Origin of the sequence: Kocuria sabuli (genome assembly GCF_040981185.1) — a bacterium.
Lineage (GTDB): Bacteria > Actinomycetota > Actinomycetes > Actinomycetales > Micrococcaceae > Kocuria > Kocuria sabuli.
Map to the genome: position 1 here is coordinate 164,913 of NZ_JAVHZE010000003.1, position 12,317 is coordinate 177,229.

11 protein-coding genes are annotated in these 12,317 nt (G+C 72.4%); 3 read left to right on the plus strand and 8 right to left on the minus strand.

The features are described 5' to 3' along the window. The first annotated feature begins 51 nt into the window (after nucleotides 1-51). A complete protein-coding gene (locus RE027_RS04705; protein WP_368807089.1) occupies nucleotides 52-861 on the plus strand; it encodes a phosphatase PAP2 family protein in 810 nt (269 codons plus the stop codon). Nucleotides 862-895: 34 nt separating this feature from the next. Here the strand turns inward: RE027_RS04705 and RE027_RS04710 are convergent, their stop codons facing one another. From RE027_RS04710 to RE027_RS04745, 8 genes are all read right to left on the minus strand, one after another. Beyond that, on the minus strand, nucleotides 896-1,723 hold the full coding sequence (locus RE027_RS04710; protein ID WP_368807090.1) for a DUF1206 domain-containing protein: 828 nt from the start codon (nucleotides 1,721-1,723) through the stop codon (nucleotides 896-898). A gap of 99 nt (nucleotides 1,724-1,822) precedes the next feature. After that, nucleotides 1,823-2,821 carry a sugar phosphate isomerase/epimerase family protein gene (locus tag RE027_RS04715; protein WP_368807091.1) on the minus strand — a complete coding sequence of 333 codons (999 nt, stop codon included), beginning with the start codon at nucleotides 2,819-2,821 and terminating at the stop codon, nucleotides 1,823-1,825. A 68-nt stretch (nucleotides 2,822-2,889) separates the two neighbouring features. Beyond that, nucleotides 2,890-4,065, minus strand: coding sequence for a Gfo/Idh/MocA family protein (locus tag RE027_RS04720; protein ID WP_368807092.1), 1,176 nt, complete (start codon nucleotides 4,063-4,065; stop codon nucleotides 2,890-2,892). Then, nucleotides 4,062-4,931, minus strand: coding sequence for a sugar phosphate isomerase/epimerase family protein (locus RE027_RS04725; protein WP_368807093.1), 870 nt, complete (start codon nucleotides 4,929-4,931; stop codon nucleotides 4,062-4,064). The genes RE027_RS04720 and RE027_RS04725 overlap by 4 nt, the downstream gene beginning before the upstream one ends. Before the next feature lie 131 nt (nucleotides 4,932-5,062). After that, a complete protein-coding gene (locus tag RE027_RS04730; RefSeq protein WP_368807257.1) occupies nucleotides 5,063-6,310 on the minus strand; it encodes a substrate-binding domain-containing protein in 1,248 nt (415 codons plus the stop codon). Next, nucleotides 6,310-7,407 carry an ABC transporter permease gene (locus RE027_RS04735; RefSeq protein WP_368807094.1) on the minus strand — a complete coding sequence of 366 codons (1,098 nt, stop codon included), beginning with the start codon at nucleotides 7,405-7,407 and terminating at the stop codon, nucleotides 6,310-6,312. Before RE027_RS04735 ends, RE027_RS04730 begins: the two co-directional genes overlap by 1 nt. Beyond that, on the minus strand, nucleotides 7,404-8,414 hold the full coding sequence (locus RE027_RS04740) for an ABC transporter permease (protein ID WP_368807095.1): 1,011 nt from the start codon (nucleotides 8,412-8,414) through the stop codon (nucleotides 7,404-7,406). Before RE027_RS04740 ends, RE027_RS04735 begins: the two co-directional genes overlap by 4 nt. Beyond that, entirely contained in the window at nucleotides 8,411-9,919 is a 1,509-nt protein-coding gene (locus tag RE027_RS04745) for a sugar ABC transporter ATP-binding protein (RefSeq protein WP_368807096.1), read from the minus strand. The genes RE027_RS04740 and RE027_RS04745 overlap by 4 nt, the downstream gene beginning before the upstream one ends. Before the next feature lie 115 nt (nucleotides 9,920-10,034). Here RE027_RS04745 and RE027_RS04750 point away from each other — a divergent pair, with 115 nt between their 5' ends. Next, nucleotides 10,035-11,255 (plus strand): ROK family transcriptional regulator, encoded by a 1,221-nt coding sequence (locus RE027_RS04750; RefSeq protein ID WP_368807097.1) that lies wholly within the window; start codon nucleotides 10,035-10,037, stop codon nucleotides 11,253-11,255. Nucleotides 11,256-11,411: 156 nt separating this feature from the next. Then, nucleotides 11,412-12,191, plus strand: a complete 780-nt coding sequence (locus RE027_RS04755) for a GAF and ANTAR domain-containing protein (RefSeq protein ID WP_368807098.1) — start codon at nucleotides 11,412-11,414, stop codon at nucleotides 12,189-12,191. Nucleotides 12,192-12,317 lie beyond the last annotated feature (126 nt).

Consider the following 12,317-nt stretch of genomic DNA (forward strand, 5'->3'; position numbering starts at 1 on the left):
CCCGGCACGCTCCGCCGCCAGGCGGTCCGGGCGCAGGAACAGGAGGAGGTCGTGACCGATGACCGTCGGCCGGGCGGGAGCCACGCGGACCGGTTCGTGGGCGAGCAGGACCTCACGACCTGGCGGACGCGCCTCGGCCGCTCCCTCGTCCGGTGCGTCCGGTGGCTGGCCCGGCGGCTCGGGCCCCACGCGGCCGTCCTCGTCCCCCTCGTGGTCGGGCTCGGCATCGCCGTGACCATGACGGTCGCCTCGGCGGAGGTCTACGAGTCCGTGATGGACCAGGACGACGCCGCGGCCCTGGACGAGCCCCTGCTGGAGGCGGCGATGGCGGTGCGCTCGCCCGTGCTGGACACGGTCGTCACGGCCTACACGCACGTGGGCGGGGTGGTCGGGATGCCGATCCTGGCGGTGGCCGTCATGGTGGCGCTCGCCCTCGTCCGGCGGTCCTGGACCCCGGTCGTCCTGATCACGGCGGCCGCGGCGGGCTCCCTGCTGATGACCGTCGCCGGCAAGCCCCTGATCGGCCGGGCCCGGCCGCCGCTGGAGGACGCCGTCCCGCCCTACGAGTACTCGGCGTCCTTCCCCAGCGGCCACTCCCTGAACTCGTTCGTCGTCGCGGGCACCGTGGCCTATCTGCTGGTCCTGCGCCAGCGCGCCCGGCTGTCCCGGGTCCTGACGATCGCCGCCGCGGCGGTCTTCGCGACCACCATGGCGCTCAGCAGGGTGTACCTGGGCCACCACTGGTTCACCGACGTGCTCGTGGCCCAGACCCTCGGGGCGGCGTGGCTGGCGCTGGTCATCACGGCGCACCGGCTGCATCTCACCGTCCGGCACCGGGGCACCGCCCCCGTGGGTCCCTGACGCGCTGCCGGGGGCGGGAGCACGCCGGCACCGGTCACATGCGCTGGTACTTGGCGCGGACCACCATGAACGCCCCGTAGCAGATCAGTCCGAGGGCCACGGCCCCGAGCAGCCACGCCCCGAACGGCTGTCCCTGCAGGGACTTGAGGGCTCCGTCGAGTCCGGTCGCCTCCGCGGGGTCGTGCTGGAGCGTGGCCACCACGAAGAGCCCGCCCAGCACCGCCAGCGCCACGCCCTTCGCGGCGTAGCCCACCGCGCCCAGGCCGACCACGGCCGTGCCCGCCGTGCCCGGGGGCAGGCTCGTCAGGTTCTGCGTGAACGTGCGGGTCACGCCCCGGTGGACGAAGTAGCCGCCGGCGACGACGAGCCCCACGCCGACCGCGACGAGCAGCACCGTGCCGGCCGGGTGGGCCATCAGCCGGGCACTGATCGACTGCGTGGACTCGCTGCTGTCGCTCGAGCCGCCCAGGGCGTAGATGCCGAAGACCACGCCGATCGCGCCGTACACCACGGCCTGTCCCCCGGTCTTGGCCCGGTGCTTGAGCTTGTTTTCGCCCGAGAGCCGCTTCGCGCCGAAGAACGCGTCGCTGAGCAGGAACACGGCGAGCGCCGCGCAGCCCAGGAAGCAGGCCCACAGCAGGACGGTGCCGCCGGGGCTGCTGCCCAGGGCCGCGACGGCACCGGACTGGTCCGCCGAGCCGGAGCCGCCGCGGGCCACGCGGAACGCGATGACCCCGATCATGATGTGCAGCAGACCCGCGGCCACGTACCCGGCGCGCGCGGCGAGGACGAACCCGCGGGAGTCCGTGGCGTCGTCGGCCGCGCCGGCCGCCCTCTTCGCCTGACGTCCGACCTCGCCCATGGTTCCTCCTGGAAGCTAGGTCTTCATCCTGCGCCCGGGGACGGCTCCTGTCCACGACGCCGTTCGGCTGACGCCGGGGCAGCCCGCCGGGGGCGTCTCCTACTGCTCGAAGGCGGCGTCGAACGAGGTTTCGGGGGGCGCGAAGTCGAAGCGCTTCAGGTAGGCCAGCGCCTCCGGAGCCCCCCGGAGCCGGTCCATCCCGGCGTCCTCCCACTCCACGGAGATCGGTCCGTCGTAGCCGATGGCGGTGAGGGCGCGGAAGCTGTCCTCCCAGGGCACGTCGCCGCGGCCGGCCGAGACGAAGTCCCAGCCCCGGCGGGGGTCGCCCCAGGGCAGGTGGGACGAGAGGATGCCGTTGCGCCCGCCGCCCATCCGCATCTTCGTGTCCTTGCAGTCCACGTGGTAGATGCGCTCGGCGAAGTCGGAGATGAACGCCACCGGGTCGATCTGCTGCCACATGAAGTGGCTGGGGTCCCAGTTCAGCCCGAAGGCCTCGCGGTGGCCGACCGCCTCCAGCGCCCGGTGGGTGGACCAGTAGTCGTAGGCGATCTCGGACGGGTGGACCTCGTGGGCGAAGCGCACCCCGCACTCGTCGAAGACGTCCAGGACGGGGTTCCAGCGGTCCGCGAAGTCCTGGTAGCCGGCGTCGATCACGTCCTGGGAGACCGGGGGGAACATCGCCACGTACTGCCAGATGGAGGAGCCCGTGAAGCCGACCACGGTGTCCACCCCCAGCTTCTGCGCCAGCCGCGCCGTCAGCTTCATCTCCTCGGCGGCGCGGGCCCGCACGCCTTCCGGGTCGCCGTCGCCCCAGACCCGGGGTCCGACGATGGCCCGGTGCCGGAAGTCGATCGGGTCGTCGCAGACGGCCTGGCCCTTGAGGTGGTTCGAGATGGCCCAGACCTCGAGCCCGTGGCGCTCGAGGACGTCGAGCCGGTCCTGGACGTAGGCGTCGTCGTCCCACCGCCAGGCGTCGAGGTGCTCGCCGGAGACGGCGATCTCCAGGCCGTCGTAGCCCCAGGTGCCGGCGAGCTCCGCGACCTCCTCGAGGGGGAGGTCGGCCCACTGGCCGGTGAAGAGGGTGTAGGGGTGTCCCATGGCGGTCCTTCGTGTCGGGGAGAGGAGGTCTCCGGTCGGTCGGGAGGTGGTCCAGGAGCGGACGGGGGTCAGAGGTGGACGGTGGCGCCGGCCCGCGCCGCGCTGTCCGTCACGGCGTGCAGCACCCGCTGGACGTCCAGCCCGTCCTCGAAGTCCGGTGCCGCGGGGGCCCCCGACCCGATGGCGCGCAGGAAGTCGGCGGCCTGGCTGGTGAAGGTGTGGTCCCAGCCGAGGGTGTGCCCCGCCGGCCACCACGCCCCCGCGTACGGGTGGGAGTCCTCGGTGACGAGGATCCGGCTGTAGCCCTGGACCTCCCCGGGCAGGGTGGCGTCGAAGAACTGGAGCTCGTTCAACCGCTCCAGGTCGAAGCGCAGGCCGCCGAGCGAGCCGTACACCTCGATCTGCAGGGCGTTCTTCCGCCCGGTGGCGCAACGGGAGACCTCCAGGCTGGCCACCGCCCCGGAGGCGGTGCGCAGCGTGGCCCAGGCGGCGTCGTCGACGCTCACCCGCTCCGGTCCGTCGGCGCCCCGGCGCGTGCCCACGAACGTGGTGACCGTCGCGGAGACGGAGTCGACCGGTGAGCCCAGGAGGAAGCGGATCTGGTCGACGGCGTGCGAGGCGAGGTCGCCGAGCGCGCCGGACCCGGCGGTCTCCCGGCGGAGGCGCCACGTCATGGGGGCGTGCTCGTCGGCGAGCCAGTCCTGCAGATAGCTCACGCGGGCCTGCCGGACCTCCCCCACCCGCCCGTCGGCGATCATCGTCCGGGCCAGCGCCAGGGCCGGCACCCGGCGGTAGTTGAATCCGACCATGCTGCGGACGCCGTGGGCCCGGGCGGCGGCGGCGGCCGCGGCCATCCGTTCCGCCTCGGCCACCGAGTTGGCCAGCGGCTTCTCCACCAGGACGTGCTTGCCGGCCTCGAGCGCGGCGACGGCCATGTCGGCGTGCAGGTGACCGGGGGTGCAGATGTCGACGACGTGGATGTCGTCCCGCTCCAGCACCGACCGCCAGTCGGTGCCGCTCTCCTCCCAGCCGTACTGCCGCGCGGCCTCGGCCACGTGCCCGGCGTCCCGGCCCACGAGCACCTTCTGCGCCACCCGGAGGGTGGGATAGAAGGCGTTGACGTTGCGCCACGCGTTGGAGTGGGCCTTGCCCATGAAGGAGTAGCCGAGCACGGCCACCCCGAGGACTCCGGCGGCGGGTGCCCGCCCGGCAGCGGCGACGGGGTCTGGCACGGGGGTGGTCATGGGGCTCCTCCTGGAGAGCGGTCACGGGCCGAGCGCAGGAACGCCAGCCCCTGCTCCGCGAGTTGGTCCTGGGTCGGCGCCAGGGGCCGCCAGATCGAGGCCGCCGTGGCGATGCTGGCGTTCAGCGCCGTGAAGCTCTCGATGTTCAGGGCGCCGGTGTAGCCGACGGCGTCCAGTGCGTCGAAGATGCCCGGCCAGTCCGTCTGGTCCCCGCCCGGCGCGCCGCGGTCGTTGCCGCAGACCTGCAGGTGCACGAGGTGCTCCCCGGCCGCGCGGACGGCCCCGGCGGAGGAGCGCTCCTCGATGTTCAGGTGGTAGGTGTCCAGGGCCAGGCCCACCCCGTGGCCGAGCAGCGGCCCGAGGGCGTCCAGGGCCTGGGCGGTGGTGTTGAGCAGGGACGTCTCGTAGCGGTTGAGCGGTTCGATGCCCAGGACCACGCCGGCGGCCTCGGCCTCGGCGGCCAGCGGGGCCAGGTTCCGGCGCAGCTGCCCGTATGCCTGCTCACGCTGGGCCGCGTCCATCCGCCACAGCCTGCCCGTGTGCGCGTAGAAGGGACCGCACACGGCGGGCGCTCCCACGTCGTGGGCGAGCTGGATGCACGCGCTGAGGTAGCGCTGGGTGCGCAGGACCACGGCGTCGTCGGCCAGGACGAGCTCGCGCCCGGGGGCCATGGCGCCCACGATCCAGGGCCGGAGCCCGCCGAGCGCGTCCCGCACGGCGCCGGCCGAGAGGTCGCCGACGTTCTCCAGCGGCAGCTCGACGGCGTCGAAGCCCATGTCCGCGATCTTCGCCAGCAGCGGGGACAGGTTCGCGTCGGTGAGCGGGGACTCCCACACCCAGGTGTTGATGCCGATCAAGCGCTGCACGGGGCTGTCTCCTCTCGGTGCGGTGCGGTGCGGTGCGGTGCGGTGCGGTGCGGTGCGGTGGGTGGCGCCCTGCCCGCCGTCGGCGGCCCCCGGGGCCGGGCCGGTGGCAGGCAGGGCGTCGGCCGTGCGGGTCAGGGGATGATGCGCTCCCGCCAGACCTCGGGGTAGCCCGGCAGGTCCTCGCCTCCGAACTTGGCGTAGTGGCCGTCCGGCATCCCCTCGTTGTCGGCGAGGTACCCCGCCCGCTGGTCCTCGGTGATGGGCTCCTGCGGCAGGACCCACTCCGCGGGGATCTCCTCGCCGGCGAAGATCTGCTCGAGCGCCAGCAGCGGGGTGCGCCACTGGAAGTTCGAGTACACCGGGGCGATGCCGGTCAGGCCGGTGTCCTCCCACTTGCGCAGGTAGCTCATCTCGTCCTCGCCGGTCATCACGGGGTAGTCCGCGCCGGCGTCCTCGAAGGCCTCGATGGCCGCGACGGCGCCGTCCCCGGCGTCCATCCACACGCCCTGCACGTCCCCGGTGGCGAGCTCGTCGGAGATGATCTTCTTGATCTCGGTGGGATCGGCACCGGTGAAGTAGTCGGTCGCCTCGATCCCGTTCTCCTCGAAGATCTTCTCGGCCGCGGCCCAGCGCTGCTCCAGCACGTCGACGCCCGGCAGGATGCGCAGGGCCACCACCTTGTCGCCCTCCTGGAGGTTGTCCACCAGGAAGTTCGCCGAGTCGATGCCCCAGGCGAAGCCGCCGATCGGGTGGATGAACGTCGTCGCGCAGTCCGTCTCCACGCCCCGGTCGAAGACCACCACCGGCTTGCCGGTCTCGCAGGCGCGCTCCACCGCGGGCGTCAGGGCGGCGGTCGAGTTGGGCGAGATGATGAACGCGTCGCAGCCGCCCTCGGCGATGAAGTAGTCGATGTCGGCGATCTGCGTGTTGTCGTCGTCCTGTGCGTCGCGGGTCTCCATCTCGGAGATCACCCCGGAGTCCTGGAGCACCTTGAGCTGCTCGTTCATGGTGATCCAGCCGGTCTGGCGCCACGGGTTGGAGATGGAGGCGTTGGAGAAGCACACCTTCTGCGGCTCGTCGGCCGCGAACTCGGCGGTCGCGGTCATCTCCCCGTCGATGTACTGGGTCCAGGGCTGCTCCGGATCACCTTCGAAGGACGCGGAGCGCTGCTCGAACTGCTCGTCGTACTCCGCCTGGTCGAACCACTCGTCACCGCCCTCCGGGGCGGGGGTGGCGCCGCCCTCCTCGGGCGCGGCGGCCTCCCCGCCCTCGGTGGCCGCGGGCGGGTTCTCGATCGACTGATCGGTGGTGCAGGCGGTCAGTGCCAGCAGCGCTGCCGCTGCCACCACGGTGGCCTGGGACTGGATGCTACGGCGCATCATGTTCCTTCCTGGTCGGAGCCCGGAGTGGGCTGTGCTGCGATGACATGCTTCGGGGCCTGGGCCGGTGCGGGGCGACCGCGCCGGCGGCGCTGCCACGTCTGCGTCCCGGCGGCGACGGCGAGGATGATGATCACGCCCTGCACGGTGTCCCGCCAGGTGGACTGGACGCCCAGGAAGTTCAGGAGCGCGAAGAGCGTCTCGAGCGCGAAGGCGCCGGCCGCCGCGGAGAGCACCCAGCCGCGCCCGCCGCCCAGCACCACCCCGCCGAGGACGACGGCGGTGATGGCCGTGAACTCGTAGCCGCGCCCCACGGAGGGGTGCACACCGGCGTAGCCCACGAGGATGATCCCCGCCACGGTCGCGGCCAGGGAGGAGAGCATGAACGCCCGGGTGCGCACCCACCACACCCGGGCCCCCGTGAGCGCCGCGGCCTGGGGGTTGTCGCCCACGGCGACGAGCGTGCGGCCGTAGGGCCGGCGCATGAGCCAGACGGCGCCGGCCGCGATGACCGTCACGAGGACCACCGGATAGGGCAGGACCTCCAGGACCGGGACGTCCTGGATGCCGCCGCGGCCGATCTGCCGGAAGCTGTCCGCGGGGTTGCCCGTGGCGGCGCCGCCGGTCCAGTAGAGCACCAGGCCGAGCAGGGCGAGCATGGTGCCGAGGGTCACGATGAAGCTCGGGACCTTCAGCAGCGTGGTCACCAGGCCGTTGACGAGGCCCACGAGGGCGCCGAGGACGAGCATCAGCACCAGGACGGGCACGGTCCGGCTGTCGTCCTGGCCGATGAGGTTGCCGGCGACGAACACCTGGGCGGTGACCACCGAGCCCATGGACAGGTCGAACTCCCCGGAGACGATCACGAAGTACTGGCCGATGGCCGCGATGGCGATCGGCGCCGTGCGGCCGACGAACCGGATCAGGGACCCCGGTTCCCCGAAGGACGGGTTGACGGCGACCGCCGCGAGCAGCAGGAGGAGCAGGAGCACGAAGACGGCTCCGCCGGGCGTGCGCAGGGCTCGCAGCCCGCGTTCGTGCCGCGGCGCACGGTTCTGCTGCAGGACCGCGGCCCGGTCCGTGACGGCGGCGCTCATGCCGGGACCTCCTGCTCGTTCCGGACGTGCTCGTGGTGGTCGAAGCGGGTGGCCCGGCGGGCGACCCTGCGCCGGGCGTACACGGCGACGGCGACCACGATGACGATGCCGCGGACGACGTCCTTGAGGAACGGGTTGATCTGCATGACGCTCATGATGTTGTCGATCATCGCGAAGATCAGCACGCCGCCCAGCGTCCCGACCAGGGAGCCCTTGCCGCCCGCCAGGAGCGTCCCGCCGAGGACGACGGCGGCGATGGAGAGCAGGTCGTAGCCGCCCTGGGCACCGATCGTGGGGCTGCCCACGCCGAGCCGCGCCGCCAGGAGCAGTCCCGCGAGGCCGGCCATGACGGAGCAGATCACGTGGGCGGCGACGATGGGGGTGCCGGTCTGGATCCCGGACATCCGGGCGACCCTGATGTCCCCGCCCACGGCGTACATGTGGTGCCCCAGGCGCGTGCGCGTCAGCATCAGCAGCACCGCGGCCGCGCAGGCCAGCATGATCAGCGTGGAGACCGGGACGGGACCGATGCCGGTGGCTCCGACCAACCGGAAGGCCACGGGTGTCTGCCCCGCGCTGCCCTTGTAGTTGGTGGCGAGGTAGCCGCTGACGATCAGCCCGGTGCCCAGCGTGGCGATGAACCCGTGGACCTTCAGCCCGGACACCACCAGGCCGTTGACCAGGCCGATGCCCGCCGAGACGAGCAGCGCCGCGGCCACGCCGGGCAGGATGTTTCCCGGCTGGTTGGCCATGATCCCGGCCGAGAGCAGGCTCGCGAGGCTGACGACGTAGGGGACGGAGAGATCCAGGCTCCCCACCAGGATCACGAGCGTCTGGCCGATCGCGATGAACCCGAGCACGCTCGTGCCGGTGAGGACGGCCGAGATGTTCCCCGCGCTGACGAAGCTGCGCCCGGCGGCCCCGACGAGCACCGTGCCGGCGACGAAGGTCAGCAGCACCACGAGGTAGACGATGTGGGTGGAGCTGAGCCTCGAGAACGCGGTCATGGCGTCGCCCTCTCCGTGCGGGCGCCGGTGGCCAGCTGCAGCACCTGCTCCTCGGTCGAGTCCGGCGGCAGCTCGCCGGCGATCCGGCCGTCCCGCATGACGACGATCCGGCTGGACATGCCCAGGACCTCCGGCAGCTCGCTGGAGACCATGAGGATGGCCTTGCCCTCGGCGGCGAGCGTGCGCATCAGGTCGTACACGGCGAGCTTGGCGCCCACGTCGATCCCGCGGGTGGGCTCGTCGAGCAGCACGACGCGCGGGTCCACGGCCAGCCACTTGGCCAGGACGACCTTCTGCTGGTTGCCGCCCGAGAGGTACTGGACCTCCTGGTCCAGGTCCCGGGCCACCACCTCGAGCGAGGAGAGCACCCCGGGGACCTCCCTCCGGGCCGCGGCCGTCCGTCGCGGGAAGACGGAGCGGATGACGCCCAGGGCGTTGTCCAGGACGGACTGGTCGAGACTCAGGCCCTGGGACTTGCGGTCCTCCGTGATCAGGGCGACGCCGTGCTGGACCGCCTGGCGCGGCGAGGACGCCGAGTACGGCTCGCCGTCCAGTTCCATGCGCCCGCGGGTGAACGGGTGGACGCCGAAGACGGCCTCCACGAGTTCCGTGCGCCCGGAGCCCTGCAGCCCGGCCACCCCCACGATCTCCCCCGCGCGCAGCGTCAGGTCGACGGCGTCGAGCTGGTCGTTGCCGCCGCCCTCGATCCGCAGGAGCGCCGGCCCCACCGCGGTGCCGGGCCGCTCCTCGGGGAAGTAGGCTGAGATCGGCCGGCCGACCATCATGCGCACCAGGGCGGCGTCGTCCATGGCGGACGCGGGCTCGGTGCCGACGACGTGTCCGTCCTTGAGGACGGTGATGGTGTCGCAGAGGTCGAAGATCTCCTTCAGCCGGTGGGACACGTACAGGATGGCGGTGCCGCGCGCCCGGAGCCGGCGGATGATCGCGTACAGCAGGTCCACCTCGGGGCCCGCGAGGGCCGCCGTCGGCTCGTCCATGGAGACGATGCGGGCGTCGTAGCTGATGGCCTTGGCGATCTCCACGACCTGCTGCTGCGCCACCGACAACGAGCCGACCGTGGTGGTGGGCCGGATGCTGGTGATGCCCAGGTCCTCGAGCAGGGCGCTCGTCATCGTGTTCATGGCCCGCTTGTCGACGAGCAGGCCCCTGCGCGGCTCGCGGCCGAGGAACACGTTCTCGGCGACCGTGCGGTCGGGCAGCAGGTTGAACTCCTGGAACACCGTCGACAGCCCGGCCTCGTGGGCCTGGGTGGGGTGGTGGAACTCGACGGGCGTGCCGTCGATCTCCACGGTTCCCGCGTCCCGGTCGTGGACGCCGGCGAGGATCTTCATCAGGGTCGACTTCCCGGCACCGTTCTCGCCGACCAGACCGTGCACCTCGCCGGCGTGCAACCGGAGGGTCACGTCCTCCAGCACCGGCACCCCGAAGAAGGACTTGGACAGCCCGGTGACGGTCAGCACCGGGGAGCTCGTGGGCTCGTTCATGCCGTCACTGTGACACGCACCACAGACTTCTGTCGATGGTCCGACAAAAGGTGTCACGCCCATGTGCGTATGTGACGTGCTTGACCCCCCTAAGTCACCATGCTCTACTGAAAAAGTGCTGAAGGGTCAACCCCGGGCGACGTCGCCGCGTCCTGCGATCTCGCCCGCTCCGGGGGCGAGCGAGGTGTTCCAGCTGCTGCGCGACGGGCAGCCGAGAACCCGGGCGGAGCTCGCTCAGCTCACCGGACTGGCCCGTTCCTCCGTGGCCTCCCGCGTGGACACCCTCATGGGACTGGGCCTCGTCGCCCCCTACGGCGGCGCCGCCTCCACCGGCGGGCGGCCGCCATCACTGTTCGCGCTCAATCCCGGTGCGCGAGCGGTCGTCGCGGCGGACATCGGGGCGACGCACGCCCGGGCGATCCTGGCGGACCTCTCCGGCCGGGAGCTCGCCGAGGAGCGCCAGGCGCTGACGATCGGCGACGGGCCCGACGCGGTGCTGGGCTGGCTCGCGGGCACCGTCGGGACGCTGCTCGCCCGGGGCGGTCTCCCGGCCTCAGAGCTGGCCGCCATCGGCATCGGACTCCCTGGACCGGTGGAGCACCGGACGGGCCGGCCCATCAATCCGCCCATCATGCCGGGGTGGGACCGGTTCGACGTCCCCGCCCGGGTGCAGGAGAGCTACGACGTTCCCGTCCTGGTGGACAACGACGTCAACATCATGGCCCTGGGCGAGCGCAGCTTCCACTGGCCCGGGACCACCGAGCTGATGTTCGTCAAGGTGGCCACGGGGATCGGTGCCGGGATCATCTCCGGCGGCTCGCTCCAGCGCGGCGCCCAGGGAACCGCCGGGGATCTCGGTCACGTCCGCGTGGCGTACGGGGGCGAGGTCGTCTGCCGGTGCGGCAACACGGGGTGCCTCGAGGCACTGGCCGGGGGGCCCGCCCTGGTGGCGGCCCTGAACGAGCGGACGGGCGGGACGCTCACGTCGAGCCAGGACGTCATCGAGCTCGTCCGTTCGGGTGACGCCGGAGCGGTGCAGGTGATCCGCCAGGCAGGACGGGACATCGGGGACGTGCTGGCCGCCTGTGTGAACCTGATCAACCCGTCCGTGATCGTGATCGGGGGCAGCCTGGCCCAGGCCGGGGAGCACCTGCTGGCCGGCATCCGCGAGGTCGTCTACCAACGCTCCCTGCCCCTGGCCACCGAGCACCTGCGGATCGTGCCCTCGGTCGCCGGGGACCGGGCCGGTGTGACGGGCGCGGCCGTGCTGGCCATCGACCACGTCCTGTCCCCGGAGTCCATCGAAGCCGCGTGCGCCGCACTGACCACGGGGTGACGGCGTCCGCCTCCCGGCTTCGCGACCTCGGCGGCCGCTCTCCCGACGAGCCGGGCCTCGGCGCGGCGGGCCCGGAGCGGTCCGGACCCGTTCCCGTCTGCAATGAGTTTCCCGCTCCGGGGCTCCTGAGGACCGGCCATGGGGAAGACTGGAGCAATGAGCACCGAACAGGAGCGGATGACCAGGCCCACCCCCGGCGAGCACCGGTCAGGGAGCATCGATCGCGAGCTGGCCGAACGGCTGGGCGACCTGGCCCGTGCCCTGCAGACGGAGGAGGACCTGCAGGGCACCCTCCAGGCCATGGTCCACGCGGCGCTGGAGCTCATCCCGGGGGTCGCGGGGGCCTCGATCTCGGTCGCCCAGCACCGGCGGACCGTCGAGTCCCACGCCGCCTCCGGCGAGATGCCCCGCCGGGTGGACGAGCTGCAGCAGGAGACCGGAGAGGGACCCTGCCTGGACGCCGCCTACGAGGAGCGCATCGTGCGCGTCCCCGACTTCCGGCACGAGGACCGGTGGCCGCGGTTCGCCCCGGCCGCCCTGCAGGCCGGGGCGACGTCCATGCTCGCCTTCCAGCTCTACACCGACGGGGACATCCTCGGGGCGCTCAACCTCTACGGAGCCGAGGTCGACGCGTTCACCCAGGAGTCGGAGGAGATCGGGATGCTGGTGGCCGCGCACGCGGCCGTCGCCTTCGCCGAGACCCTGAGGGTCAGCCACCTCCACGAGGCACTGGCCACACGGGACCTCATCGGCCAGGCCAAGGGCGTCCTCATGGAGCGGTTCAAGATCACGTCCCAGCAGGCGTTCGTCATCCTCACCACCGTCAGCTCCCAGACGAACACCAAGCTCCGGGACGTCGCCGAGCAGCTGGCCGCCACCGGCTCCCTCACCGGCGAGGACGCCGAGCGCTCCACGGCTCCGCGGCGGTCCCGCTAGCGACCGGGAGCGTTCGCCTGCTCGCTCTTCTCACCAGAGGAGCGGGCAGGACCCGCACGAGAGCGACGCTGGCGGTGTCCGCACGTGAACCACCCCACCAGCACGATGATGACGGCAAGCAGCATG